The organism is Novosphingobium sp. SG754, from assembly GCF_013149315.1.
In the GTDB taxonomy this organism is placed as follows: Bacteria; Pseudomonadota; Alphaproteobacteria; order Sphingomonadales; family Sphingomonadaceae; genus Novosphingobium; species Novosphingobium capsulatum.
On the sequence record NZ_JABGCC010000001.1, the window covers coordinates 387319 to 412031 of the forward strand.

Here is a 24713-nt window from a genome sequence, read left to right on the forward strand (position 1 = left end):
GGCCGGAAAGCAGCGCGCTTTCCGGCCCTTTTTCATGGGCTTCACAACAGCGGGCTCATCATTGCCAGGGTATTGCGCCACAGTCGCTTGATCAGCGTGGTGCGCGCCGCCATTGCCGGGGTGATCGCCAGGCACTGTTCCAGCCATTGCTGCTGCCGCGCGGCAAGGTCGCGTGCCAGGGTGGCATCGGCGAAGAGGATGTTGTTCTCGAAATTCAGCTCGAAGCTGCGGCGGTCGAGATTGGCCGAACCGATGATGCCGGCATTGTCGTCAGCCACCATGGTCTTGGCGTGCAGCAGGCCCGGAAGGAATTCGAAGATTTCCACGCCCGCTTCCAGCAGCGATGGATAATAGCTGCGGCTGGCGGCGGCCACGAACCGGCTGTCGTTGCGGCGTGGCACGATCAGCGTCACGGCAACGCCGCGCCGGGCGGCGCTGACCAGCGCGGTCAAGACTTGTTCGCCCGGCACGAAATAGGGCGTGGTGATCGTCAGGCTGCGGCGGGCGGCGTGGATCAGCGCGGCAAAGCAGGCGTTCATCGCGCCATAGGCCACGGTCGGCCCGGTGCCGATGCCCTGCGCCACCACCCCTTCGCCGCACAACGGCAGCGGGGCGGTGAGCAGCGCAGACAGATCGTCGCCGCCTTCGGCCATCCAGTCGGCCGCGAACAGGAATTGCCAGTGGCGGGCGATCGGGCCGTTCCAGCGGGTCATCACGTCAACCCATGGGGCAAAGCGTGGCTTGATGCGGAATTCGGGATCGGCGGCGTTCTGGCTGCCGCACCAGGCGATGGCGTTGTCCACGATCATCGCCTTGCGATGGTTGCGCAGGTCCACCCGGCCGCGGATCATCGTCCACACCAGGTTGCCTACCGGCAGCGCCTCGCGCGCATCGACGCCGGCCTGGCGCATCGCCGCCCAATGGGCCGAGCGCAGGAAGCGGCGCGACCCCAGTGCATCGGCCAGCACGCGCACTGCCACGCCGCGCTGGGCCGCGCGGATCAGCGCCTGGGCCAGCGCGACGCCGCTGTCATCATCAAGCCAGATGTAAAAGCACACGTGCACGCTGGCCTGCGCGCCGTCGATATCGGCGATCATGCCGGCAATCGCGGCGCGGTTATCGGGCGCGATCGTGGCGCGGTTGCCGGTGGTGGGGGCCAGGCCGTTGATCGCAGCTGCCAGGGCGAAGGGCGGCTGCCACGGGCTGGCCGCGACCATGGCCGCGCCGCCGGGATCGACCGGCGGGCGGGGCAGGGCCGCCTCGATCGCCAGGCCGTGCAGCCGGCGGCGGCGGATCAGGCGCGTATCGCCCCACAGGATATAGGCAGGAATGCCCAGGCCCGGCAGCACCATGACCGCGACCAGCCACGCGAGGCGCGCGGCCGGATCGCGGTGGGGCCGCAGGATCACCCGCAAGAGCGTGACCACTTCTGCCACGGTGGCAAGGGCCAGGAATATCCAGTGGTACGCGGTCATGCGCCGCCTACGTTCCACCCCGGCGCGGGTTTGTCCAGCGCCGGCGCTGCACGATCAGGCGGTTACGCCCTGGCGGCCATACCACAGCGCCAGCATGCGCCAGATCGCCGCCACCGCGATCAGGCCCAGCAGGATGGGCAGGCGAAAGCCCGCACCTGCTTCCAGCAGTCCCGCCGCGATCAGGCAGGCGAGCGAGCAGCCCAGGTCCCAGCCACCCTCGGTGGCCATGTTGAAGCGCAAAGTGCACGACGAGGCCCGTGCCATGGCATAGAGCGGGGCAAGCATGGCGGTGGCCGCCATCGGCGTGACCAGCGCGCCCAGCGCCGTGGCGCCCACTGCGGCGAGCGGCGTGGCAAAGGCCAGCGCCTTGGCCACCAGCGCCAGGATTGCCGCGCCATAGGCCAGCGCCAGCGAATGGAGCGGCCGTCCGCCGTCGATCAGGTGGCCGATCAGCAGGCTGCCGGCCGCCGCCGCAACGCCGGCCACGGCAATCGCCCCGCCAAAGGCATCGAAGTGCTGGCCCAGCGTGACGAACAGCGCCAGATTCCAGATCACCGTGGCGCAGCCGGCGTGAAACCCTTCCGACAGGTAGAGCCGGCGGGCAAAGGCGGTGAGTTGGCGATCCAGCATCGCCTCGCGCGCGACATGCGGATTGGGCGCGCCGATCAGCGGCAGCACGGCCGCGAGCTGCACCAGCGCGATCGTGCCAAAACCGATCATCGGCCCGGCGCGGTCGACCAGCACGCCGCCCACCAGGGGGGCGACGATGCCGACCACGGCGGTGGTGGCCTGCTGGATCGAGACCTGCCGGCCGCCACGGTCGCTATCGGCCAGCGCCGAGACAAAGCTGTGCCAGCCGGTCCAATAGAGCACGCTGCCCAGGCCCGTCACGAGGATGAACAGCGCCAGCATGCCGGCCGCTGGCACCGGCCCAACGCCGGGCACCAGCGGCAGCAGCAGGAAGCTGACCACCCGCACCAGCACGCCTGCCAGCACCACGGTGCGCAGGCCTGCTCGCCACGCCAGCGGCAGGACCAGCCCGCGCAGGGCAAAGCGCGCCAGCAGCGTGCCGGCAAAAGCGGCCAGGGCCATGCCGTTGGAAAAGCCCTGGCTGACCAGGAAGCCAGCGATGAACAGTCCGCCGCTCGATTCAACAAACGATTGCAGGCCGACGTGGATATAGACCCGGCGCATGGGATCGGCGGCCATCGGTCTCAAAACTCCAGCATGGCCGCCAGCCGGCGCGGCGCGATGGCCATCCAGCTACGCTGCAACCAGGCGGCGATATCGTCCCAATCCACTGCGCCGGTATCGAGGCGGATGGCGATCCAGCCGTCGCCGAAATAGGCCGGGCGGGAAAACCGGTCGGGATCGTTCTCGATCAGTTGCGCCTGTTCCTCGATCCCGCTGATCTTGACCAGCAGCGCCACGCGCCCGTCACCATGGTGATCGGCGCTGACATAGGCAAACTTCTTGCCCTTGGTCACGCCAAAGCAGGCCATGCCATGGCTGCTCACTTCATCGGCCTCGGGCAGGGCCATGGCGCGGGCACGCACTTGCGCCGTCAGCCATTCGGGGCTGGTCTCGCGCGTCACCAGGCGTTCGAGGCAACGGGAATAGAGCTGGTGCTCGGCAAACAGCACGCGCGCGGCCAGGATTTCGGGGGTGTCGCCGGGCAGGATCGCCACCGGCGTCTGGCCCAGGATCGGCCCGTCGTCCAGTTCGGGCGTGACCAGGTGCACGGTGCAACCGCCATGGCTGTCACCCGCCGCGATCGCGCGTTCGTGCGTGTGCAGGCCCTTGTAAAGCGGCAGTAGCGAGGGGTGGATATTGAGCATGCGCCCGTCCCAGCGCGCCACGAATTCGGGCGAGAGGATGCGCATGTAGCCAGCCAGCGCGATATAGCGCGCGCCGGCGGCCAGCACTTGTGCTTCCATCAGCGCGTCATGGTCTGCGCGGGGGATGCCCTTGTGCGGCAGGGCAAAGGTGGCCACGCCCTCTGCCGCAGCCAGGGCCAGGCCCTTGGCCGCCGGATCGTTGGATAGCACCAGCACGATCTCGTACGGGCAATCCTGGGCGCGGCTGGCATAGAGCAGGGCGGCCATGTTGGTGCCGCTGCCCGAAATGAAGACCGCTACCTTTGCCTTGGCCACTTTGCTCATTCCTTGGCACGCTGAGTTGGCGCTGCGGCCTTCGACAAGCTCAGGCCGAACGGAGTGTGGGGTAGGGGAGAAACGACATCTACCCCATTCGGGCTGAGCTTGTCGAAGCCCCGCACAGCCCTCAGCCGATATGCACCGCTTCCCATGGCGCGCGGGCAGACCATGCCTCGGCGCTGCCGAACACGGTGCAGCCCTTGTCGCCTTCCACCACCGTGCCGATGGTGAACACGGTTTCGCCTGCCGCCGCGAGATCGGCAGCCAGGCTTTCTGCCTCGCTCGCTTCCACTGCCAGCACCATGCCGATGCCGCAGTTGAACGTGCGCGCCATTTCGCCCGGCTCGATGTGGCCCTGCGCCTGGAGGAACGCCATCAGGCGCGGCTGTTCCCAGCTGTCGGCATCGATCCGCGCATGCAGGCCCTTGGGCAGCACGCGCGGCACGTTTTCGAGGAGGCCGCCGCCGGTGATATGCGCCAGGGCATTGATCCGGCCCGAACGGATGAACGGCAGCAGCGTCTTTACATAGATGCGCGTCGGCTCGATCAGCACGTCGATCAGCAGGCGTTCGTTGTCGAACAGGGCAGGGCGATCGAGCTTCCAGCCCTTGTCGGCGGCGAGGCGGCGCACCAGCGAATAGCCGTTGGAATGCACGCCCGACGATGCCAGGCCGAGCAGCACGTTGCCCGCGGCCACCTTGTCGCCGGTCAGCTGTTCGCCGCGTTCCACCGCGCCCACGCAGAAGCCCGCAAGGTCATAGTCGCCATCGGCATACATGCCGGGCATTTCGGCGGTTTCGCCACCGATCAGCGCGCAGCCAGCCAGCTTGCAGCCATCGGCAATGCCCGCCACGACTCGCTGCGCCACGCCGTTGTCGAGCCGGCCGGTGGCGAAGTAATCGAGGAAGAACAGCGGCTCGGCGCCCTGCACGATCAGATCGTTGACGCACATCGCGACCAGGTCGATGCCGATTGCATCGTGGCGGTCATGGTCGATCGCCAGCTTGACCTTGGTGCCCACGCCATCGTTGCCGGCCACCAGCAGCGGGTCTTTGTATCCCGCCGCCTTGAGATCGAAAAAGCCGCCGAATCCGCCCAGTTCGGCGTCTGCGCCGGGGCGTGCGGTGGCCTTGGCGAGCGGGCCGATGGCCTTCACCAATGCGTTGCCGGCGGCGATGTTCACGCCTGCCTGTTCGTAGGAATAGCTCTGGGGCTTGGAGGTGTCGTTGGCCATGATGATCGGCGCCTAGCCGTTTCCGGCTTGGATTTCCACTTGCCTTTGGGCAAAAGCGCCCGGCACCCTTTGTCCGGAGTTCCCTTGGCCGTTCTGCGCCTGTCCCGCTCGACCCGTTTTTCCCGCTCGTGGCTGGCATTTGGCGCCGGGGCTGCGGCGCTGGCCGTGGCCGGTGTCCTGGCCGGGCCGGCGATCATGGCCCAGATCGAGGGCGATCGCGGCATCGCGCCGATCGCCAGCACCGGCGATTTCGAGGTGAGCGGGATCGAGGTCAACGTATCGGGCAGCTCTGCCGCCGACGCCCGTGCCAAGGGCTGGCAGGAAGCGGAAAAGCTTGCCTGGCAAAAGCTTTGGAAAACCAACGGGCTTGGCGGCGGCACCGCGCCGGCGCTCGATGCTGGCACGCTCGACGCGATGGTCGCGGCCGTGGTGGTGGAACAGGAACAGATCGGCCCGCACCGCTATATCGCGCGGCTGGGCGTGACGTTCGATCGCGCCCGCACCGGCGGCTATCTCGGCATGCATGGCCAGATTGCGCGGTCGGCCCCGCTGCTGATCATTCCCGTGCTCTATGAAGGCGGCGTGGCCTCGGTCTATGAAACGCGCACGCCGTGGCAGCGCGCCTGGGCCGAATTCCACACCGGGGAAAGCGCGATCGATTACGTGCGCCCCAATGGCGGTGGTGCCGATTCGCTGCTGCTCACCGAGGGGCAGCTGTCGCGGCGCAGCCGCAACTGGTGGCGCCTGGTGCTCGATGAATTTGGCGCGGCCGACGTGATCATGCCGATCGCGCGGCTCACCCGCGAATTTCCCGGCGGGCCGATCCACGGCACCTTCACCGCGCGCCATGGGCCTGACAACCGCTTCATCGGCCAGTTCGAACTGACCGCCCCCAGCGACGAACAACTGCCGCTGATGCTGGCCGATGCGGTGCACCGCCTCGATGCGCTCTATACCGGCGCGTTGCAGCAGGGGCAGCTTTCGCCCGATCCCTCGCTCAATATGGCGCCGCAGTTCGATGCCAAGCTGATCAACCAGATCCTCGATTCGCTCGGCCCGGTGCAGCAGACGGCGCCCGGTACGGTGGCCCAGCCCGGCGCCCCGGCAGCGGTCGGCGCTGCCCCGGCAGCGCCTGCCGCCACGGTCACCGTGCAGGTCGCCACGGCCGATGCCGCCGCACTCGATGCCGGCATGGCGGCGGTGCGCGGCGTGGCTGGCGTGCAGGGCGTGGCCACCAGCAGCGTGGCGATGGGCGGCACCTCGGTCCTGCGCGTCACGTATGCCGGCGATCTTGATGCGCTGGCGGCGGCCCTGCGCGCGCAAGGGTGGAAGGTAACCACCGGCGCTAACGCGCTATCGATTCGGAAATAGCCGTTTATCCCCACCTGCGGCACCGCGATCCACAGGGTAACCCCCAGATTCGCGCCTGTTTCGCGTGGCGGGGGGCGCTCTTGCCGTTCCCTTCCCGTTCCCGCCTCCCTATATGACCGCCATGACAAGCCAGATTGCCCTTCCGCTTTCGCCAGCTAACGGCGCCGAAAACATCGTGGTCGGCCCCTCGCTGCAGCCGGTGATCGATGGCCTGATGGCCGGCCATGACTGGCCCTATCGCAGCTGCATCCTGTCTGGCCCCGCGCGCTCGGGCAAAAGCCTGCTGGCGCGCTGGTTTGTGGCCTCTGACCTGGGTGATGCGCTCGATGGCGCCGATCGCCTGCCCGAGGACGAGGTGTTCCACGCCTGGAACCGCGCCCAGGCCAGCGGCCGCCCGCTGCTGTTGATCAACGATGCCGGGCCGGGCCAGTGGCGGGTGACGCTGCCCGATCTCGGCTCGCGCCTGGGTGGATCGATGGCGCTGACGATTCCCCCGCCGGACGAGGAACTGCTGATCCAGCTGCTGGAAGAGCATGCCGCGCGGCGTGGCCTGGCGCTGGGCGATGCCGCGCTGGCGTTCCTGCTGCCGCGGATCGAGCGCAGCCACGCTGCCGCCGAGACGCTGGTGGAAACAATCGACCGGCTCAGCCTTGAGCGCAAGGCGCCCGTCACCATATCGCTGGTGCGCGATGCCCTGGCGCAGGTGCAGGGGGCGGATTGACCGATCCTGTCGGGATAAGGGATAAGAGGCGATGGTTTCAGGCCTGATTGCATACCTGGATTCCATCCGCGCCCGCGACCCGGCACCGCGCTCGCGGTGGGAAATCCTGCTCTATCCCGGCCTTTTGGCCGTGGGGCTGCACCGCGTGGCGCACTGGCTGTTCGAAGGGCGGATGTTCTTTGCCGCCCGGCTGGTCAATCACCTCTCGCGCTTCCTTACCGCGATCGACATTCACCCCGGCGCCACCATCGGCCGTCATCTGTTCATCGACCATGGCTTTACCGTGATCGGTGAAACCGCGCAGATCGGTGACGACGTCACGATCTACCAATGCGTCACGCTGGGTGGCACCAACCCGGCCAATGGCATTGCCGGCAAGCGCCATCCCACCCTGGCCGATGGCGTGATCGTCGGCTCGGGCGCGCAGATCCTGGGGCCAATCACCGTGGGCCCCGGCGCGCGCGTGGGCGCCAATGCCGTGGTCACCGAAGACGTGCCCGCCGGTGTCACCATGGTCGGCATCAAGTCACGGCCCACCCACGTCTCGATGGAAACCTGGCTGCGCGATTTCGTGCCCTATGGCACGCCGTGCGATGAGCCTTGCGACGCGGCCGATGTCGCGCGTGTCGAAGCGCTGGAGGCCGAGGTTGCCGCGCTCAAGGCGCAGGTTGCCGAACTGCTTGCCGATCGCGCGGTGAAGCTCTGAGCGCGCCAGGCAAAGGACCGGGCGACTTGCCCGGCAACGTGGTGCCGCTGGTGCCCGTGGTGCCTCTGGCTGCGCGCCCGGTGCCGCAGGTGGCGTTCGATCGGCTCGAACTGCTGCGCATTCTCGATCTCTATGGCCGCATGGTAGCGGCCGGCCTGTGGCGCGATTACGCGATGGATTTTGGCCGGGAAGCGGCCAGTTTCTCGGTCTTTCGCCGCACGGCAGAGCGACCCACCGCCCGCATCGAGAAACGCCCCGCGCTGCGCGGTCGCCAGGGCATGTGGGCGCTTTATGGCGAGGCGGGCCAGGTGCTCAAGCGCGGGCACGAACTGGCCGGCGTGCTTTCGCCGCTCGAACGCCGCCTGCTCAAGGTGGTGGAAGATTAGCGGCACCGCGCGGCCAGTGCGCCTTGTTCTGGCTCTGGGACTGCTGCTGTGGTTGCCGGCCTGCAGCGATGCCCCGGCCCACCGCGCCGCCAACCGCCACGAAACCCCGGTGATGCGCGTGCTCTATCGCGATGGGCATGACAGCATGCTGCTGACTTTTCCGCGCGATGGCCATGCCATGCCGGCAGACGAATGCCACGCCGCGCTGCTGATCGACGGGCAAAGCGGGGCCGCCCGGCAGATATCCCCGACCGAAGCAGCGGCCCGCACCCGCACCATGCAGCTTTCGGGGGCCACGCCGGGCGTTTGCCCGGCATAGCTGGATTCAGTTCGCGTCGGGTTGCGCGCCGATGGCCTCTGCCGCCAGGTCGCGGATCGGCACGCGCGCGCGCATGCGAACGGCCAGCAGCGCCGTGCCGCTGACCTTGCGCTGCACCAGCAGGGTTTGCACCGGCGGCACGTGCCAGGCGCTGCGGTCCTCGGCGATCGGGCGGCCGATGCGGCGCAGGTCTTCGACAAAGGCACGGTCGGAAAAATCGAGCGGCCCGGGGCGCGAGAGATGCGCCATCAGCACGGCGATCATCGCATCGATGCGCTCGCCGTGCCGCTGCAGCAGGGTGGGGGAAACGAACCCTACCGCCAGGATCGCGTCGCGCAGTGCCTGGGGATCTTCGGCCAGGCCCGCTGCTAGCACGGCGCGATAGGCGGCTGCGGTTTCCGCCGGTACCGGCCGCGCCGCCCCGAAATCGAGCAGCACCAGCTTGCCGGTTTCGGGTTGCCAGCGATAATTGGCAAAGTTCGGGTCGGTCTGCATGTAACCGAACACGAACAGCTCGTGCAGCGTCAGGTTGAGCAGCGCGGTCAGCATCGCGTCGCGCTGTTCCTGCGGCGCCTGCGCCAAGGTATCGATCGCACGCCCCGCCACATAGTCCATCGCCAGCACGCGGGTGGTGGTCAGCGCATCGACGGGGGCAGGCACCAGGAACTGCGGGTCACCAGCCAGCAACTCGCGATAGTGGCGCATCTGCGCGGCCTCGCGCACATAGTCGGCCTCTTCGTGCAGCTGGCGCTTGGCCTCTTCCAGCAGCGGCGCGATGTCGAGCGAGCTGGGCAAGAGGTTGGACAGGCGCAGCAGCGTCGCCACGTTGTCAACATCGGCATCGATGCTGGCGGCAACGCCGGGATATTGCACCTTGATCGCAAGTTCGCGTCCATCGGGCAGCCGCGCGCGGTGCACTTGCCCGATCGAGGCGGCGGCCAGCGGGCGCGGATCGAAATGGACAAAGCGGCGGCGCCAGTCCGGCCTCCATTCGGCGTTGAGCACCTGTTGCAGCTGCGCCGGGGGCATGTGGTGCGCCGAATCGCGCAGCCGCGCCAGGATGGCGGTCAATTCGGCGGGCAGCATGTCTCCGGCATCGAGCGACAGCATCTGGCCCAGCTTCATCGCTGCGCCGCGCAGGCGCGAGAGTTGCTCGGTCACGCGCATGGCATTGGCCGGGGTCAGCACCAGATCGCTCAACTGCGGGCGCTCGCCGCGCGCCAGGCGGCGGGCGCCTTCGGCCACGACGCCGCCGGCGAGGCCGCCAGCCAGTTGGCCAAAGGCGGCCAGCCGTGACAAGCGCCCGCTCGGCACCTTGCGCCCTGCCGAATCGCTCACGCCGGTTCTTTCAGCAACAGAGGCAGCAAGGCGGGAATCTCCTGTTTCAGGGCAAAGAAACCGCGCCGGCAGTGCGGCCATACGGTGTTGTCCCAGGCGCGCAGATGTTCGGCCAGGGCCAGGCCCTCGCTTTCCACCAGCGCGCGGATGGCGGGCAGGGCATCAGCCAGCGGGCCGACAGGGACGAAACCGGTCACGATCTGGCTGGTTCCAAAGTCGCGCGCGGCTTCGGCCAGATCGGCCGGGCTCTCGATCCATTGCGCCGGCACCTGCCATTGCGCCGCCGCGCGCGCCAGGGCATCGTCCAGCGCGGCGGCATCGGCAGCGTCGCCGGCATGGCTGCGGCAGGCGACCACGCCGCGCACTGGCAGGCGCGATAGCGCCGGTTCCTGCTCAAGCCCCGCATCTTCGGGCGTGATCCACACCAGCGTCGCTCTGCCCGAATGGGGAGCAAGCGGCGCGCGCCAGGGCGCCGCGGCGGGCGGCGGCGCTTCGGCCGGGATCGTGGCCGTGCTGGCCAGGCCCTTGGGGGCAAAGCGGCCGCCGGTCATGGCCGTGATCCGTTCGGCATCGGCCAGATAGGCCTTGCCGGCCGTGTGCAGGCCAGCCACCCAGCGCCACGACAATGTGTTGGATGCCGGATCGCCATCGCCCAACTGGTCGAGGAAATGCGCTGCGCCCAGTTCCCACGGCAGGCCCAGGGTAAAGATCCAGATCGAGGCGACCTGCATGCGCGCCCAGTTGTGCAGGTACCCGGTCTGCGCCAGTTCGCCCATCCAATGGTCGAATGCGTCGATGCCGGTATGGCCGGCCACGGCATCGCCATGGCGCTCAGCCAGATCGGTATCGCGGCGCAGCGCCTGCCGTGCCGCATCACGCCCGGCCAGATAGCGTGTCCAGATCGCCGGGCGCTGTTCCAGCCAGCCTTTCCAATAGGTGCGCCAGAACACCTCGCTGATGAAGCTGGCCGCCGCATCGGGGCCATGGGCCGCCACCACCGCGTCGACCACGTCCGCCTCGCTCAGCACGCGGCGGCGCAGCGCGGCCGACAAGCGCGAGACGGCGTCGTGATGGCCTGGTCCCTGGTCGAAATTGCGCCGCCTGGCATAGTCCACCCCGGCATTCGGCACGAACTGCGCCAGGCGTTCGAGTGCTGCGGCGTGTGTGACGGGGAAGATGGGGGTATCGGCCATGTCCAGCCTATCGGCGCGATTGCCGATGTGGGCGAGCCGTCCCTTAGTTCAGTACATGCGGCCGGCGTGGTCAGGCAAAGACGGTGGCCTGCGCCAGGCTGGCCTGGGCGTGGTTCACCGTGCGCACCAGGCTGCGTAGCAAGATGCACGCCGCGAAACCCGCCACGGCCACCACCGGCACCAGCACGAAACGGCCAAACTCGGTGGCCTCGATCCCGGCGCGGTTGCTCAGGTTCATCCCGATCATCGCCACCAGCCAGGCGCCCCACCATTGCGGCAGCGTGGCTGTATCCTGCCCGGTGATCTGGCCATCGTGCAGCACGCTTTCGCGCCAGATCTCGCGCATCACGTCATAGGGCTTGAACAGCCCGGCCACCGGCACGAAGGTCCACAGCCAGGCCATGACAGCCCCGTGTTTCAGGTTGCGGCCAGCCGCGCGCAAGTTGGCATTGGCGCGCGACAGCCACATGCTGGCAAGGATGATGGCAAGCAGCGCGGCGATCACCCCAAGGATGGCCGCCGGGGCCATGACCGAGGGCAACGCCCGCATGCCATCCACTGTGCTGGTGCCAACCAGGGCAATGGCCATCATCACGCCGCTTACCGGCAACAGCCAGGATAGCACGGCTGTCAGCCGGTTGAGCCGGAAAAGCCCTTGTTCCAGTGTCAATTTCGCCACGCGCATCCCCCGCCGTTTCCGTGGGGGATAAGCGGGGGCTGGCGCGGCGGCAAGCGCGATCAGGCGATCTTCTTGACCCAGCCGTGGCTGTCGGTCGCTTCACCGCGCTGGATCGAGACCAGGCGCTGGCGCAGCTTTTGCGTCAGCTGGCCGGGGCCGCCCGAACTGATGGTGAATTCGCCGTTGTGATCGGCCACTTTGCCCACCGGGGTCACCACCGCGGCTGTGCCACAGGCAAAGGTTTCCACCAGCTTGCCCGATGCGGCATCGGCGCGCCACTGGTCGAGGCTATAGCGTTCCTCGCGCACCGTCAGGCCTTCCTCGCGCGCCAGGGCGATCAGGCTTTCGCGAGTGATGCCGGGCAGGATCGTGCCGCCCAGCGGCGGGGTGACGATCGAGCCATCGTCGAACGCGAAGAACAGGTTCATGCCGCCCAGTTCCTCGATCCACTTGTGCTCGGCCGCATCGAGGAACAGCACCTGGTCATGGCCGCGCGCAAAGGCTTCGGCGGTGGGCACCAGGCTGGCGGCATAGTTGCCACCGCACTTGGCTGCGCCCGTGCCGCCCGGCGCCGCGCGGGTATAGTCGCTCACCCAGATCGACACGGCGGGCGAGCCCGACTTGAAATAGTTGCCGGCGGGGCTGGCGATCACCATAAAGCGATAGGCCTTGGCCGGGCGCACGCCCAGGAATGCTTCGGACGCGAACATGAACGGGCGCAGGTAGAGCGAGCCGCCTTCGACCGTGGGGAACCAGTCCTGGTCGGTCAGCACCAGTTGCTCAACTGCGGCGATGAACAGGTCTTCGGGGATTTCGGCCATGGCCAGGCGGCGCGCCGAGGCATTGAAGCGCGCGGCGTTGGCTTCCGGGCGGAACAGGGCGATACCGCCATCGGCCAGGCGATAGGCCTTCAAGCCTTCAAAGATTTCCTGGGCATAGTGCAGCACAGCGGCCGCCGGATCGAGCGCGATCGGGCCATAGGGCAGGATCTGCGCGTTGTGCCAGCCTTCGCTTTCCGACCAGTCGATCGAGACCATGTGATCGGAAAACTTGGTGCCAAAGCCGGGATTGGCCAGTACCTGCGCGCGCACATCGGCCGCAGCGGGTGCGGGATGGGGAACGCGGGTAAAGCGCAACGCAGGCGCGGCGGTGGTCGCCATGGCACAATCATCCTTGAAGATAGGGAATCGGTGATTCGCCCGTTGAACGATTGTTGCGTTTAACGCAAGGAAAAAGAAATAAATGTGAAGGGCCGCCTCGGCAATCCGAAGCGGCCCTTCGCATGGTCAGCGGCCGGAAGTGCCGCTCACGAAGCCTTTATCGCTGTGCTGGAAATCAGCGATAATGCCTCGGGCTGCGGAATGCCGACCTCTCTGCTGAACCATGAGACATCGGATCACCTCCTTTCGCGCTGTTGAGCCAAAGTCGCTGCCCGGGGCGTTCCGAACAGCTGGGCCGGGAGGGTTTCAGGTCCGCTCACCAACCTTGTGATCTATGTGCGCAATCGGGGGCCAAACAACAAGACTTGCATTCATTTATTTTGCCGTCAAAATCGTCGCTTCGCGCCTGTGCCCGGAAGGGTGTGGTCGGCGCGAAAGCCCAGCATTTGCTGGGGTTTCAGCGGCAATCCTCAACCACGCGGCCCACTTCTGCCCATGCGGGCAAGACCAGCGCCGGCAAGCCGTTCACATCGACCATGAAACGCCCCCGGCTGAACGCCATGGCATCGAGCAGGTTGTCGCGCGCGGGCAGGGTGATCGCCAGGGTCTGCGTATCGAGCGGCACCGCGCTCATCGCGCGCTGCTGGCTGGTTGTGGTGATCGTGGCGGGCACCGGCTGGCTGGCGGCGCCGGTAATGCGCAGGGTGACCTGGCCCTGGCGGCATTCCATGGCAAAGACCGCGCCCACACCGGGCTGGCCGAACTGCGCCAGGCCATTGGCATAGCGCCAGGTGCCCGGCGTTTGCGGCAGATCGCGCCAATCGGCCGGCGCACTGGCCATGAGCGGCGGGGCTGATGGTGGCGGCGCCGCGGGGGCAGGGCGCACCGGGGCAGGCGGAATCACCGCTTGTGAGGCGCAGCCAGCGGCCAACATGGCCAGCGTGGTGGCGCCAAGCCCGGCCCAGAGGGAATTTCGCGGCGGAGAATTGCGCCCTTGCCGGGCGGCGCGGTTGATCTTCATGCCCGGCTTATGGAAGGAAGCGGGCGTGACCACAACCCGAACGCCCTCGCCCGATCCGGCACCGCGTGCCAAACCTGCGTCCAAGCAGCGCATCGACCAGTTGCTGGTCGAACGCGGCCTGGCGGAAAGCCGTGCCCGCGCCCAGGCCCTGATCCTGGCCGGGCTGGTATATGTTGGCCAAGCCAAGGTGGCCAAGGCCGGGCAGACCGTGCCCGCCGATGCGCAGATCGAGGTGCGCGGCCGCGATCATCCCTGGGTGTCGCGCGGCGGGATCAAGCTTGCCCATGCGATCGACCATTTCGGCCTCGATCCCGCCGGGGTCGTCGCGATGGACATCGGCAGTTCCACCGGCGGCTTTACCGATGTGCTCCTGCAAAAGGGCGCAGCCCATGTCTTTGCGGTGGATTCGGGCACCAACCAGCTGGCGTGGAAGCTGCGCCAGGACCCGCGTGTCACCGTTCTGGAGCAAACCAGCGCGCGTATCCTGACGCCCGCGCATATCGACCGGCCGGCCACCTGGGTGGTGTGCGATGCCAGCTTCATTGCTCTCGCCAAGGTGCTGGAAGTGCCACTGGCGCTGGCGGCGCGGCCCACCCGGCTGGTTGCGCTGATCAAGCCGCAATTCGAAGTGGGCCGGGCCGAAGTGGGCAAGGGCGGGGTGGTGCGCGATCCCGCGCTGCATGCCCGCGTCTGCGCCGAAGTGCGCGATTGGCTCGAAAGGGGCGGATGGACGGTGGAAGGCATTGTCGAGAGCCCGATCACCGGGCCAGAGGGCAACGTAGAATTCCTTATAAATGCGTTTCGGAATGAGATTCCCTCGCCAATTGCCTAGAGCGACGACACTTGCCATACCGTTCACGGGGCCGGGCATCTTCCGGAACCATTTGCTTGAGGCAGACGTAAAACCACACCATGCGTTACCTTGCTTCACCCGCGCAGCTTCGCGCCAGCCTCGTGCGCTGGTCGCTGTTCACCATTCCCCTGGTGCTGGGGCTGGGTTTCCTGTCCGGCCGCTCGGCTGGCAGCGGGCCTGACAACCCGTGGTTTGCCGCGCTGGTCAAGCCGGCGATCTTTCCGCCGCCGGTAACCTTTGGCATCGTCTGGAGCGTGCTGTACCTTGCCATGGGGCTGGCGCTCGCCATGGTCCTGGCCGCGCGTGGCGCGCCGGGGCGGCCGGTGGCCGTGGTGGCGTTCATCGTGCAACTGCTGCTCAACCTGTCGTGGAGTCCGGTGTTCTTTGCACTGCATCGCATGGTCGTGGCGCAGGGAATCATCTTGGCGCTGATCCCGCTGGTGGCGCTCACGCTCTATCTGTTCTGGCGGGTGCGGCCTGCGGCGGGCTGGCTTTTGGCGCCCTATCTTGCCTGGGTATGCTTTGCCGCGTTTCTCAATTTCCAGTTTATCCAGGCCAATCCTGGTGCCGATGGGGCAATGGCGCCAGCACCGGCCGCCGTGCACATCGATTTCCAGCAGGGATAACTGCATTGGGCGCTTGCGGTTCGTCGGCGTCCACACCATGTAGGCGGCAAGACGTTCAACCCCAGGATGGGCCGCCATGCAGACCGAAAACCCGATGATCGCCGATTTCGTCAAGGTGCTGAACAGCGCCGCCGGTACGCTGGCCGGGCTGGGCCGCGAAGCGGGCGAAACCGCCCGGGAAAAGGCGCGCGAGGTTTTCGGCGGCTTTGACTATGTCACCCGCGAGGAATTTGCCGCGGTCAAGGAAATGGCCGCCACCGCGCGTGAAGAGGCAGAAGCGCTCAAGGCCCGCATCGCCGCGCTCGAAGCGCGCCTTGCCGGCAACTCCGGCACCACCGACCAGGCCTGACCGCGCAAGGCAGTGGCGCGCCCAGCGTGCCGCTGCCACGCCAGCCAGGTAAGGGCTGGATCAGGACGTGAGCGTGCGCGCCAGCGTAGCGTCGCAATCCAGGTGCCAGGCCAGCCCATCGGGCGCATAGTCCAGCGTCACCTCTGCCTTGAGGCTGCGCGAAGGGATATGCCGGATCAACGTGGTGCCAAACCCTGAATTTTCCGGCGGAGTCACCCGTGGCCCGCCGCGTTCGCGCCATTCCACCACGAACCGGTCGGCGCGATCCTCCCAATAGAGCCACACCTGCCCACCGGGCTGTGACAGCGCGCCATATTTGAGCGCATTGGTCGCCAATTCGTGCAGCGCCATGCCGACGATTTCGGCCGTGCGCGGCGAGAGCAGCATGTCTGGCCCACAGACCTTGACCAGCGCGCGGCTGTCGCGATCGAGGATCGCCAGTTGCGCGTCGACCAACTCGGCCATGGGAATGTGCTGCCAGCCGCGCTTCACCAGCAAGTCCTGATTGGCCGACAGGCTCGACAGGCGGTTTTCAAAGCGGCGCAGGAATTCCGGGTCGCCCCCGCCCGAGCGGCGCGCCAGCGCCTGGACCACCGCCAGCATGTTCTTCGACCGGTGGTTCACTTCCATCAGGAGAAGGCGGATCTGCTCTTCCTTCTCCAGCATCTCGGTCACGTCGGTGTTGGTGCCGAACCAGTTGACGATACGACCGGTCTCGTCGCGAATGGGCTTGGCCCGCGAAAGAAACCAGCGATAGCTGCCATCGCGCCCGCGCAAGGGATAGGTATCCTCCCATTCGCGGCCGGCAGCGATATCGCCGTAGAATTTCGAGACGACGCGTTCCAGATGATCGGGATGGTGCACCGAAAGCCGGCGCTGCCCCACGCACTGGTCCTCGCTCAGCCCGGTGTAATCGTACCAGCGCTTGTTGAACCACAGCAGGGTGCCGTGCGGATCGGTGACCCAGGTCAACTGCGAGATGTTGTCGGCCAGCATCTGCAGACGGTGTTCGCGCTCGGCCAGGGCAGTAAGCGCAGCGTGGCGCCGGGTCACGTCGCGGGCGATCTTGCTGGCGCCCACCACCGTGCCATCGGCGGCCAGGATCGGCGACACGGTCAGCGAGACGTGGAACTGGCTGCCGTCCTTGCGCTGGCGGATGGTCTCGAAGCTCTGCACCTGTTCGCCCCGCGCAATGCGGGCGATGATGTCGTCTTCTTCGGCCTGGCGATCGGCCGGGATCACGCGGCGTATCGACTGACCCACCATCTCTGCTTCGGAAAAGCCGAAGATGCGGGTGGCCGCCGGGTTCCACGTGAGAACGGTGCCATCCAGCGCCTTGCTGATGATGGCATCGTTCGATGATTGCACGATGGCAGAAAGGTGGGCTTCCGCCAGCACGTTTTCGCTCCGGTCCAAAGCCCCGTTGGCGGGCACCTTAGGCGGCAACGTCAGCATGTCAAACGGCCGATGGGACAGGGAAAAAAGGGTTGATCACAGCCCCACCGCCCTGAGCGCCTGGTCGAGATCCTCGATCAGATCGTCCGGGTCTTCCAGGCCGACGTTGAGGCGCAGCATGCCTTCGCCCACGCCCATGTCGGCGCGGCCTTCGGGGCCCACGCCGTGGTGGGTGGTGGTGGCAGGGTGGCACATCAGCGAGCGCGAATCCCCGATGTTGTTGGAGATATCGATCAGCTTGAGCGCGTCGAGCAGGCCATGGGCCTGGCTGCGGCCGCCATCCAGCACGATCGAGAAGATCGTGCCGCCCGCGCTCATCTGGCGCATCGCCAGATCATGCTGGGGATGGCTCTTGAGGCCGGGGTAAAGGATCGTCGGCACGCGCGCTTCGACGAATTCGGCCACCTTCTGGGCATTCTGGCTCTGCCGCTGGATGCGCAGGTCCAGCGTTTCCAGGCCCTTGAGCACGACCCAGGCGTTGAACGGGGCGCAGTTGGGCCCGGTGTTGCGCTGGAACGGCAACAGCACGTTGTCGATGAAATCCTGGCTGCAGCATACCGCGCCGGCCAGCACGCGCCCTTGGCCGTCCATCATCTTGGTGGCTGAATAGGCCACCACGTCGGCGCCGAATTCCATCGGGCGCTGCAGGGCATAGGTGGCAAAGGCATTGTCGACCACGGTGGTGATGCCATGGGCCTTGGCCAGCGCGCAGACATAGCCCATGTCGACGATGCCCATGGTCGGGTTGGCCGGGCTTTCAAAGAAGAACACCTTGGTGTTGGGCCGGATCGCCGCTTCCCACGCGGCATTGTCGGTCGCGTCGATCAGGGTGCCTTCCACGCCAAAGCGCGGCAGCAGGCTTTCCACCAGCCAGCGGCACGAACCGAATGCGGCCTTGGCCGCCACGATATGGTCTCCGGCGGAAAGCTGGCAGAGCAGGGCCGTGGTCATCGCGGCCATCCCGCTGGCCTGGGTGCGGCAGGCTTGCGCCCCTTCCATCAGGGCAATGCGCTCTTCCAGCATGGCCACGGTGGGATTCTGCAGGCGGGAATAGGTCATGCCCGGTTGTTCACCGGCAAAGCGCGCGGCCACCGTGGCCGCATCGTCATAGGCATAGCCCGAGGTCAGGAACAGCGCCTCGGACGTTTCGCCCATTTCCGAACGCCAGGTGCCACCGCGCACGGCCTTGGTGGCCGGGCGCCAGGATTGGGTGATCGAGCGGTCTTGTCCGGTGGTGCGTTTCATGGCCCGCAGCCTTAGTTTGGCCGGCCCGACCATGCAAGGCGTTGCAGGGGCAGGGGCCATTGCACCGGCGGGGCCATTTGGCGTATCGCGCCCGGTCAATGACCCAGCCCATTCCGCTGCCCCCGCGCGCATCCGAACCCGATCCGATCCGCGCCGTGCTGGCGATCGTGGCCTGTTTTGCCGTGCTGGTCTTCTGGCGCCTGGGCACGCCATCCAAGATCATGTTCGATGAAGTGCATTACCTGCCGGCAGCCCGCCACCTCATCGCCCTGTCCAGCCGGCTCAATCCCGAACACCCCTTGCTGGGTAAGGAACTGATCGCGCTGGGCATGATGACTTGGGGTGACAACCCCTTTGGCTGGCGGTTCTTCAACGCGCTTTATGGCGTGATCGGGCTTTACGCCGCGATTCGCGCGTTCTGGTGGGCCAGTCTCTCGGCGCGCGGCACCGTGCTGTTCGCGCTGTTCATGGCCACCAACTTCATCTGGTTCGTGCTGGCGCGCATTGCCATTCTCGACATGGCGATGGCCGCTTCGCTGGCGCTGGCGTTCTGGCAGTGGGCGCTGGCGGCCCGGCGCGGCGCGCGCGTGCACCTGGTCTTGGCCGGCCTGTTCATGGGCCTGTCGATGGGCGGCAAGTGGACCGGCGTGCCCCTAATGGTCTTTCCCGGCCTGTGGTATGCCTGGGCCCGCTGGCAGGCCAGCGCCGACGTCACCGGTCTGCGGCGGGGCCTGGCCTGGCTGATCGGGCGCCAGGGTGGGCCGGTGCCGGGCGTGTGCCTGGCAGAGGCGGCACTGTGGCTGGGGATCTGGCCGGTGCTGGTCTATTTCGCCACCTTCATTCCGGCGATGTTCTACCAGATCAACCCACTCAGCCCGTGGCACCTGATCGAATGGCAGCAGACCATGCTGAAACTGCAGGACAGCGTGGTGAAGCCGCACCGCTATATGAGCCACTGGTACCAGTGGATGTTCAACGCGCGGCCGATCTGGTTCTTCTATGAAAAGTGGGACGGCGCGCAGCGCGGTGTGCTGATGATCGGCAATCCCTACAGCATGTGGGCGGGCCTGCCCGCGCTGCTGTGGTGCGCGGCCGATGGGGTGCAGGCGCTGCTGCGGCGCGGCCTGGCCCTGCCGGGGCGGTGGTGGCCCACCGGGCGCGACCGGCTCTCCGCGCTCTCGGGCATGGCGGCACTGCTTTATGTGGGCGCGCTGTTCTTCTGGGCGATCAATGGCAAGCCGGTGCAGTTCTATTACCACTACCAGCTCGCCGCGGTGTTCCTCGATGCCGCTCTCGCCCTGGTGCTGGCGCAGTTGTGGCGGCGCGGATTGCGCTGGCCGACCTGGGCCAGCGTGGCGCTGACGCTGGTCGGCTTCGTCTATTTCTTCCCGATCCTGGCCGCCCTGCCACTGCCCGGCGTCAAGTCGTTCCGGCTGTTCACCTGGCTGCCGGTGTGGAAGTCATGATGGGCGTTGTGTCCTGACGGCACGGGGCTTCGATGCCAGGCGCCGCGCGGCGATGAGCGCGGCCGCCACAATCGCCCCCACGCAGGCGCAGGCCATGTCCTTTTGCGAGTCCCACAGATCGCCCTGCTGCCCGTTATAGGCGTCGGCGTCCTGGCCAGCGAGGAACACGGTGAGCAGCCATTCGAAAATCTCGTAAACGCAGCTTCCGGCCATCACAAACTCCACCGCGACATAGAGCGACAGGCGCGGCCCAACGCCGCCTTGCCGCATCAGCGCCTGGCGAATGGGGTGGACCATCAGCAGGCCGAACGAAAAGTGCACCAGCCGATCATAGGAATTGCGCGGCAGGCCGAGCAGGTGGTTGGGGCTAGGCAGGCCCAGACCCTGCGCCCAGTGTTCATAGGGCACGTAGGAATAGATGTATTTGCCGCCCAGTGCATGCAGCGCGAGAAAGCCGCAAAGGCACGCCAGGGCCGATGTCGGCTGCGGGCGTCGCCACGCCCACATGAAAACGCCGCCCAGAATGGCCAGTGTCGGGCCATTCTGCAGCGGCGCATAATAGGGATAGGGTGAAGTCAGCAGGCAATAGATGGTCCAGATGCCCGTTGCCGCCACGATCGCAATCTGCAGGCGGGGCAGCACACGGGCACCGGTTTCATCAGCCATACTTGCCCCAGACGAACTTGTTCGACAGCGCGAAGTTCCACACCGATGCCAGCACGATGCCGACCAGCGCGGCCGAGATCGGGTGGAAGCCCACGCGCACAAGGGCGGTGGATACGCCGATATTGGCAAGCATGCCGAACGCGCAGGTCGCGGCAAACTTGAGCCAGCCGCGCGCCAGCGGGAAGAAGCCGCGCAGGCGCTTGTCGGCATAGGTGAGTTCGTTGTTGAGCACGAAATTGAAGGTCATCGCCGTGATCGCCGCCAGGGTCTGGCCAACGATGAACGCGGTTTCCTTGGGATAGTGGCTCAGCGCCAATTCCCGGCCGAACAGGTGTAGCACCACATAGAGCACGGCCAGGTGGACTAGCGCACCCAGCGCCCCCACCGTGCCGAACAGGGCAAAGCGGGTGGGAATGATGCGGCCAAGCCACTTGTCGTAAAGGCCGATGAGAAATTCAAACACTACGGTCCGATCCAGTTTCGATTCGCCTTCGGCCCGTGCGGCGAAGTTCAGCGGAAATTCCTTTACCCGCAACGGCGCGTCAACCGTGGCGAGAATGTCGAGCAGGATCTTGAAGCCCACGCCCGACAGGCGATGCGCATCGGCGCGCAGGGTGGCGGCCGGCAGCATGAAGAACCCGCTCATCGGGTCAGACAACTGCACGCCCGTCACCTTGCGGGCGATGGCATTGGCCAAGCCGGATGCCTTGACCCGGTCGGGCCGGCCCCAGGCTTCGGTGCTGGCGCCTTCGGCAAAGCGCGAGGCATAGGCCACATCGCATTCGCCGCTGGTGATCGCCGCCAGCATCTGCGGCAGCAGCGCCGGATCGTGCTGATGGTCGCTGTCCATCACCGCGACGATGGGGGCGGCGCTGGCGCACATCCCCTCGATCGCGGCAGAGGCCAGGCCCCGGCGCCCGATCCGTTCGATCACCCGGATGCGCGGATCGGTGCGGCCGATGGCCCGCGCCACATTGGCGGTGCCATCGGGGCTGTTATCATCAACGAAGATCGCTTCCCAGGCGATGCCGGCAAGCGCCTTGTCGAGCCGTTCGACCATCGAGGCAATGTTCTTGCTCTCGTTATAGGTCGGGAGAATGACTGCCAGTTGCAACATGGGGCGCGCGCTTACAGCTTTGCGAGCACCGCGTCACCAATTTCCGCAGTCCCGGCCGTTCCGCCCAGGTCTCCGCCCAGCACGCCATCGGCCAGCACGGCTGCCACGGCCGCCTCGATCCGGTCTGCTGCCTGGGCCAGGCCCAGCGAATGGCGCAGCAGCATGGCGGCCGACAGGATCGTCGCCATCGGGTTGGCCAGCCCCTTGCCGGCGATATCGGGCGCCGAACCGTGGATCGGCTCATAGAGGCCAAAGGTGCCGTGCGCGGTCTGGCGTTCACCCAGCGAGGCCGAGGCGAGCAGGCCGATCGAGCCCACGCACATGCTCGCCTGGTCAGACAGGATATCGCCGAACAGGTTGCCGGTAACCACCACGTCGAACTTGCCGGGCGCGCGCACCAGCTGCATTGCGGCATTGTCGACATACATGTGTTCGAGTTCGACCTGCGGATAGTCCTTGGCCACCTCCACGATCACGTCGCGCCACAGCTGCGAGGTTTCCAGCACGTTGGCCTTGTCCACCGAGCACAGGCGCTTGCCCCGACCCATGGCTGCGCGGAACGCGACGTGGGCGATGCGGCGCACTTCGCTTTCGCTGTACGACATGATGTCATAGCCTTCGCGCTCGCCCTTGGCGTTCTGGCGAAAACCCTTTTCGCCAAAATAGACGTCGCCGTTCAATTCCCGCACGATCAGCAGGTCGATCGCGCCGGCCACTTCCGGGCGTAGCGCCGAATGGCTTTCCAGGCCGGCAAAGACCTTGGCCGGGCGCAGGTTGGCAAACAGGGTCAGTTCCTTGCGCAGGCCCAGGATCGCCTGTTCGGGGCGCAGGTGGCGTTCCAGTGCATCGCAATCGGGATCGCCCACCGCGCCAAACAGGATGGCGTCGGACGCGCGCGCCAGGTCGAGCGTTTCGGCCGGCAGCGGGTGACCCTTGGCCTTGTAGGCGCAGCCGCCCACCAGCGCTTCGTCCATCGCGATGCCAAGGTCGAGCGCCTCGATCACGCGAACCGCTTCACGCGTCACTTCGGGGCCGATGCCGTCACCGGGCAAAACCGCAATTTTCATGGTATAGGCCTTTTCAATCCGATCCGATGCGCTTCAGCCTGTCGAGCAGAATCGCGCGGGCCGCCATAACATCGCGCCGTCGTTCGGCAAGCAGTTGGCTTGCGATCGCCGGCCCCTGGGCATCGAGCAGGGCGAGCAGGCCGGGCCAATCCGCCGTGGCGGCGCGCGCCGGGGCCAGGCCATGGCCCGCCTCGCGCAGCAGCAGCGCTTCATAGCCGGCCAGCGCCCGCGCCCAACCGCGCGCCGACGGCGCCAGGCAGATGGCATCGAGCAGCGCGGCCAATGCGCCGTGGATCGCGGGCAGGGGCAGGCCTTCGGGCAGGGCGGCGGCGGTCAGCGCGCAGGCCCAGGCGATGCCGGCGCTGGCCAGCGGTTCGCCCAGCCAGGGGCCACGGCTGGTGACCAGTTCCACCCGCGCGGTGGGCAGGCGGCTTTCGCTGCGCCGCACCAGGTCTGCCGCCACCAGGTTGCCCGGGATCAGCACGGGCCGCAGCGTGCGGCCCCGCGCGCCGGCAACATAGGCTGCGACCAGGCCCGTCTCGCTGCCCAGCAGGCGCACCACCGCGCCGGTTTCGCCATGCGCCAGCACCGCGCAGACGATCTGCGGCACTGGCCTGGCATCGGGAAGCGAAGGCGGCGTTGCGTCATCCATCACCTGCCTGCCTGTGCCGCGTGGCGTCGCCCAGGGCAAGCGTCCTGCCGGGAAAGTCCATTTCGGGCATTGGAACAAAGGCGCAAGTGCGTTAGGTTGCCAAGGATGAAGCAGCTATTCCAGCATGCCGCGATCACGCAGGGAATGACCGTCCGGGTGGCGGTCAATTTTCTGCCGGAGCAATCGCGCGTGGCGGCCGGCAAGTGGTTCTGGGTCTATCACATCCGCATCGAGAATGATTCGGCCGAGCCGGCCCAGTTGATCACCCGGCATTGGCGCATCACCGATGGGCGCGGCCATGTCAGCTTTGTCGATGGCGAAGGCGTGGTGGGCGAACAGCCCCGCCTGCTGCCGGGCCAGGCGCATGACTATGTCTCGGGCTGCCCGCTCGGCACGCCCACCGGCAGCATGGAGGGGCACTATACCATGCGCCGCGACGATGGCAGCGTGTTCGACGTGGCCATTCCGTTCTTTCCGCTGGCCGCCCCGGCCACGGCCAACTGACCGCCAAGCGAAGGGCGATACCACCAATGAAGCGGACCCATCTCCCGCTCAACGGGCTGCGCGTGCTCGACGCGGCCGCACGCCACCTGTCGTTCACCCGCGCGGCCGACGAGTTGGCGGTGACGCCCGCCGCCGTGGGCCAGCAGATCCGCGCGCTGGAAGACCTGCTCGGCGTCGTGCTGTTTCGCCGCACATCCAAGGGGCTGGAACTGACCGACGAGGCTGCGGCCGGCCTCGATGCCATCCGCGAGGGCTTCCTGCGCTTTGAAGAAGGCGTGCAGGCGATGCAGGCGGGGCAATCCAGCCACGTCTATACCATTGCCTGCCCGCGTGATTTCTTTGCCGCCTGGTTCAGCCAGCGGCTGGCCGCGTTTCGTGCCGAAAACCCGGCATTGCGCTTTTCGCTGGTCGGCGGCGATGGCGATATCGATTTTACCGAGGCCAATCTCGATCTGGCCGTGCGCTGGGCCGAAGGGCCGGGCGAACTCGAAGGCATTCCGCTCGGCGCGCCGCAAACCGTGATCGTCGCCGCGCCCGGCTTTGCCGAGGTGAGCGGCGAAAACGGCGATGGCGCCTGGATCGGCTGGCCCGGTGATCCGGTGCCAGCGGGTGAGGGGCGCGAAGTGGCGTTTTCCGTGGGCGACGCCGGCACTGCGATCAGCGCAGCTGCGGCGGGCCTGGGCAAGGCGCGCGTGCCGCTGCTCCTGGCCGAATATGCCCTCTCGACCGGCCGCGTCGTCGCCCTGGGTGAGGTGGAGAACAGCCGGCGCGGCTATTGGCTGGTCGCTCCTTTGCCGCAGTGGCGCCAAAAAAAGGTCAAGGCCCTGGTTGCGGCCCTGGCGGAGACCTGAATCCGCGCGATCCCGGCGTGACAGCGTTGGCAGACAACCTGCTGTAACAAACCGTTGAAACGCCGACGCATACCACCTGTTAACCGCCTGGGTCCTATGCCCG

Annotated in this window: 26 protein-coding genes; 11 read left to right on the forward strand and 15 right to left on the reverse strand. The window is 67.1% G+C overall.

The features are described 5' to 3' along the window. Positions 1–41: 41 nt before the first annotated feature. From FHW97_RS01720 to purM, 4 genes are all read right to left on the reverse strand, one after another. Entirely contained in the window at positions 42–1475 is a 1434-nt protein-coding gene (locus FHW97_RS01720) for a phospholipase D-like domain-containing protein (RefSeq protein WP_171797829.1), read from the reverse strand. Between the two features lie 54 nt (positions 1476–1529). Continuing rightward, positions 1530–2684: an MFS transporter gene (locus FHW97_RS01725; protein WP_054130705.1), complete on the reverse strand. Its 1155-nt coding sequence runs from the start codon at positions 2682–2684 to the stop codon at positions 1530–1532. A gap of 5 nt (positions 2685–2689) precedes the next feature. After that, a complete protein-coding gene (gene purN / locus FHW97_RS01730; RefSeq protein ID WP_171797830.1) occupies positions 2690–3628 on the reverse strand; it encodes a phosphoribosylglycinamide formyltransferase in 939 nt (312 codons plus the stop codon). Between the two features lie 130 nt (positions 3629–3758). Next, a complete protein-coding gene (gene purM / locus FHW97_RS01735; protein WP_168351553.1) occupies positions 3759–4865 on the reverse strand; it encodes a phosphoribosylformylglycinamidine cyclo-ligase in 1107 nt (368 codons plus the stop codon). 84 nt (positions 4866–4949) lie between these two features. Here purM and FHW97_RS01740 point away from each other — a divergent pair, with 84 nt between their 5' ends. The 5 genes from FHW97_RS01740 to FHW97_RS01760 all read left to right on the forward strand — a co-directional run bounded on the left by FHW97_RS01740 (position 4950) and on the right by FHW97_RS01760 (position 8368). Beyond that, positions 4950–6236 (forward strand): heavy-metal-associated domain-containing protein, encoded by a 1287-nt coding sequence (locus FHW97_RS01740; RefSeq protein ID WP_253941518.1) that lies wholly within the window; start codon positions 4950–4952, stop codon positions 6234–6236. Between the two features lie 112 nt (positions 6237–6348). Continuing rightward, positions 6349–6957 (forward strand): hypothetical protein, encoded by a 609-nt coding sequence (locus tag FHW97_RS01745; RefSeq protein WP_022676136.1) that lies wholly within the window; start codon positions 6349–6351, stop codon positions 6955–6957. A gap of 31 nt (positions 6958–6988) precedes the next feature. After that, positions 6989–7663 (forward strand): serine O-acetyltransferase EpsC, encoded by a 675-nt coding sequence (epsC, locus tag FHW97_RS01750; protein ID WP_054130703.1) that lies wholly within the window; start codon positions 6989–6991, stop codon positions 7661–7663. A gap of 26 nt (positions 7664–7689) precedes the next feature. After that, positions 7690–8049, forward strand: coding sequence for a DUF2794 domain-containing protein (locus FHW97_RS01755; protein WP_253941519.1), 360 nt, complete (start codon positions 7690–7692; stop codon positions 8047–8049). A gap of 16 nt (positions 8050–8065) precedes the next feature. After that, positions 8066–8368, forward strand: a complete 303-nt coding sequence (locus FHW97_RS01760) for a hypothetical protein (protein ID WP_171797831.1) — start codon at positions 8066–8068, stop codon at positions 8366–8368. 6 nt (positions 8369–8374) lie between these two features. Here the strand turns inward: FHW97_RS01760 and FHW97_RS01765 are convergent, their stop codons facing one another. The 5 genes from FHW97_RS01765 to FHW97_RS01785 all read right to left on the reverse strand — a co-directional run bounded on the left by FHW97_RS01765 (position 8375) and on the right by FHW97_RS01785 (position 13759). Beyond that, positions 8375–9706, reverse strand: coding sequence for an ABC1 kinase family protein (locus FHW97_RS01765; RefSeq protein ID WP_370525290.1), 1332 nt, complete (start codon positions 9704–9706; stop codon positions 8375–8377). After that, positions 9703–10899, reverse strand: a complete 1197-nt coding sequence (locus FHW97_RS01770) for an FAD-binding domain-containing protein (protein ID WP_171797833.1) — start codon at positions 10897–10899, stop codon at positions 9703–9705. Before FHW97_RS01770 ends, FHW97_RS01765 begins: the two co-directional genes overlap by 4 nt. Before the next feature lie 70 nt (positions 10900–10969). Continuing rightward, positions 10970–11578 (reverse strand): DUF4328 domain-containing protein, encoded by a 609-nt coding sequence (locus tag FHW97_RS01775; protein ID WP_171797834.1) that lies wholly within the window; start codon positions 11576–11578, stop codon positions 10970–10972. A gap of 59 nt (positions 11579–11637) precedes the next feature. Then, positions 11638–12738, reverse strand: a complete 1101-nt coding sequence (locus FHW97_RS01780; protein WP_171797835.1) for a branched-chain amino acid aminotransferase — start codon at positions 12736–12738, stop codon at positions 11638–11640. A 457-nt stretch (positions 12739–13195) separates the two neighbouring features. Then, positions 13196–13759, reverse strand: a complete 564-nt coding sequence (locus FHW97_RS01785) for a hypothetical protein (protein ID WP_253941520.1) — start codon at positions 13757–13759, stop codon at positions 13196–13198. 25 nt (positions 13760–13784) lie between these two features. Here FHW97_RS01785 and FHW97_RS01790 point away from each other — a divergent pair, with 25 nt between their 5' ends. The 3 genes from FHW97_RS01790 (at position 13785) to FHW97_RS01800 (ending at position 15587) form a co-directional block, all read left to right on the forward strand. Beyond that, complete coding sequence (locus FHW97_RS01790) at positions 13785–14591, forward strand: TlyA family RNA methyltransferase (protein ID WP_370525289.1); 807 nt, start codon at positions 13785–13787, stop codon at positions 14589–14591. An 80-nt stretch (positions 14592–14671) separates the two neighbouring features. After that, a complete protein-coding gene (locus FHW97_RS01795; protein WP_062786124.1) occupies positions 14672–15238 on the forward strand; it encodes a TspO/MBR family protein in 567 nt (188 codons plus the stop codon). A 76-nt stretch (positions 15239–15314) separates the two neighbouring features. Beyond that, a complete protein-coding gene (locus tag FHW97_RS01800; RefSeq protein WP_171797837.1) occupies positions 15315–15587 on the forward strand; it encodes an accessory factor UbiK family protein in 273 nt (90 codons plus the stop codon). Positions 15588–15647: 60 nt separating this feature from the next. Here the strand turns inward: FHW97_RS01800 and FHW97_RS01805 are convergent, their stop codons facing one another. Both FHW97_RS01805 and FHW97_RS01810 read right to left on the reverse strand, forming a co-directional pair. Further along, a complete protein-coding gene (locus FHW97_RS01805; protein ID WP_171797838.1) occupies positions 15648–16985 on the reverse strand; it encodes a PAS domain S-box protein in 1338 nt (445 codons plus the stop codon). A 93-nt stretch (positions 16986–17078) separates the two neighbouring features. Next, positions 17079–18287, reverse strand: coding sequence for a PLP-dependent aspartate aminotransferase family protein (locus tag FHW97_RS01810; RefSeq protein ID WP_171797839.1), 1209 nt, complete (start codon positions 18285–18287; stop codon positions 17079–17081). A 98-nt stretch (positions 18288–18385) separates the two neighbouring features. Between FHW97_RS01810 and FHW97_RS01815 the strand changes: the two genes are divergently transcribed. Beyond that, positions 18386–19753, forward strand: coding sequence for a phospholipid carrier-dependent glycosyltransferase (locus FHW97_RS01815; RefSeq protein WP_171797840.1), 1368 nt, complete (start codon positions 18386–18388; stop codon positions 19751–19753). Here FHW97_RS01815 and FHW97_RS01820 read toward each other — a convergent pair. Genes FHW97_RS01820 through FHW97_RS01835 form a run of 4 tightly spaced genes read right to left on the reverse strand, consistent with a single transcriptional unit; the run spans position 19748 to position 23255 of the window. Beyond that, entirely contained in the window at positions 19748–20419 is a 672-nt protein-coding gene (locus tag FHW97_RS01820; RefSeq protein WP_171797841.1) for a DUF2238 domain-containing protein, read from the reverse strand. The genes FHW97_RS01815 and FHW97_RS01820 overlap by 6 nt on opposite strands. Further along, on the reverse strand, positions 20412–21536 hold the full coding sequence (locus FHW97_RS01825) for a glycosyltransferase family 2 protein (RefSeq protein ID WP_022676770.1): 1125 nt from the start codon (positions 21534–21536) through the stop codon (positions 20412–20414). The genes FHW97_RS01820 and FHW97_RS01825 overlap by 8 nt, the downstream gene beginning before the upstream one ends. Before the next feature lie 11 nt (positions 21537–21547). Next, the gene (leuB, locus tag FHW97_RS01830) at positions 21548–22603 is read right to left on the reverse strand and encodes a 3-isopropylmalate dehydrogenase (RefSeq protein WP_168351564.1); all 1056 of its coding nucleotides are present in this window, start codon (positions 22601–22603) and stop codon (positions 21548–21550) included. Positions 22604–22616: 13 nt separating this feature from the next. Continuing rightward, positions 22617–23255, reverse strand: a complete 639-nt coding sequence (locus FHW97_RS01835) for a DNA repair protein RecO C-terminal domain-containing protein (RefSeq protein WP_171798180.1) — start codon at positions 23253–23255, stop codon at positions 22617–22619. 105 nt (positions 23256–23360) lie between these two features. On the opposite strand from FHW97_RS01835, the gene apaG reads away from it, so the two are divergent. Beyond that, entirely contained in the window at positions 23361–23759 is a 399-nt protein-coding gene (gene apaG / locus FHW97_RS01840; protein WP_022676260.1) for a Co2+/Mg2+ efflux protein ApaG, read from the forward strand. 26 nt (positions 23760–23785) lie between these two features. Then, entirely contained in the window at positions 23786–24610 is an 825-nt protein-coding gene (locus FHW97_RS01845) for a LysR family transcriptional regulator (protein WP_107715964.1), read from the forward strand. Positions 24611–24713: the final 103 nt, after the last annotated feature.

Excerpts from the sequence above, each read along its gene's own strand:
- leuB (WP_168351564.1), bottom strand. The coding sequence starts at position 22,603 with ATGAAAATTGCGGTTTTGCCCGGTGACGGCATCGGCCCCGAAGTGACG.
- FHW97_RS01800 (WP_171797837.1), top strand. The coding sequence starts at position 15,315 with ATGCAGACCGAAAACCCGATGATCGCCGATTTCGTCAAGGTGCTGAAC.
- FHW97_RS01745 (WP_022676136.1), top strand. The coding sequence starts at position 6,349 with ATGACCGCCATGACAAGCCAGATTGCCCTTCCGCTTTCGCCAGCTAAC.
- FHW97_RS01725 (WP_054130705.1), bottom strand. The coding sequence starts at position 2,684 with ATGGCCGCCGATCCCATGCGCCGGGTCTATATCCACGTCGGCCTGCAA.
- FHW97_RS01825 (WP_022676770.1), bottom strand. The coding sequence starts at position 21,536 with ATGTTGCAACTGGCAGTCATTCTCCCGACCTATAACGAGAGCAAGAAC.
- FHW97_RS01770 (WP_171797833.1), bottom strand. The coding sequence starts at position 10,899 with ATGGCCGATACCCCCATCTTCCCCGTCACACACGCCGCAGCACTCGAA.
- FHW97_RS01720 (WP_171797829.1), bottom strand. The coding sequence starts at position 1,475 with ATGACCGCGTACCACTGGATATTCCTGGCCCTTGCCACCGTGGCAGAA.
- FHW97_RS01810 (WP_171797839.1), bottom strand. The coding sequence starts at position 18,287 with ATGAAACGCACCACCGGACAAGACCGCTCGATCACCCAATCCTGGCGC.
- FHW97_RS01780 (WP_171797835.1), bottom strand. The coding sequence starts at position 12,738 with ATGGCGACCACCGCCGCGCCTGCGTTGCGCTTTACCCGCGTTCCCCAT.
- FHW97_RS01820 (WP_171797841.1), bottom strand. The coding sequence starts at position 20,419 with ATGGCTGATGAAACCGGTGCCCGTGTGCTGCCCCGCCTGCAGATTGCG.
- FHW97_RS01845 (WP_107715964.1), top strand. The coding sequence starts at position 23,786 with ATGAAGCGGACCCATCTCCCGCTCAACGGGCTGCGCGTGCTCGACGCG.
- purM (WP_168351553.1), bottom strand. The coding sequence starts at position 4,865 with ATGGCCAACGACACCTCCAAGCCCCAGAGCTATTCCTACGAACAGGCA.
- FHW97_RS01795 (WP_062786124.1), top strand. The coding sequence starts at position 14,672 with ATGCGTTACCTTGCTTCACCCGCGCAGCTTCGCGCCAGCCTCGTGCGC.
- FHW97_RS01815 (WP_171797840.1), top strand. The coding sequence starts at position 18,386 with ATGACCCAGCCCATTCCGCTGCCCCCGCGCGCATCCGAACCCGATCCG.
- epsC (WP_054130703.1), top strand. The coding sequence starts at position 6,989 with ATGGTTTCAGGCCTGATTGCATACCTGGATTCCATCCGCGCCCGCGAC.
- apaG (WP_022676260.1), top strand. The coding sequence starts at position 23,361 with ATGAAGCAGCTATTCCAGCATGCCGCGATCACGCAGGGAATGACCGTC.
- FHW97_RS01785 (WP_253941520.1), bottom strand. The coding sequence starts at position 13,759 with ATGAAGATCAACCGCGCCGCCCGGCAAGGGCGCAATTCTCCGCCGCGA.
- FHW97_RS01835 (WP_171798180.1), bottom strand. The coding sequence starts at position 23,255 with ATGGATGACGCAACGCCGCCTTCGCTTCCCGATGCCAGGCCAGTGCCG.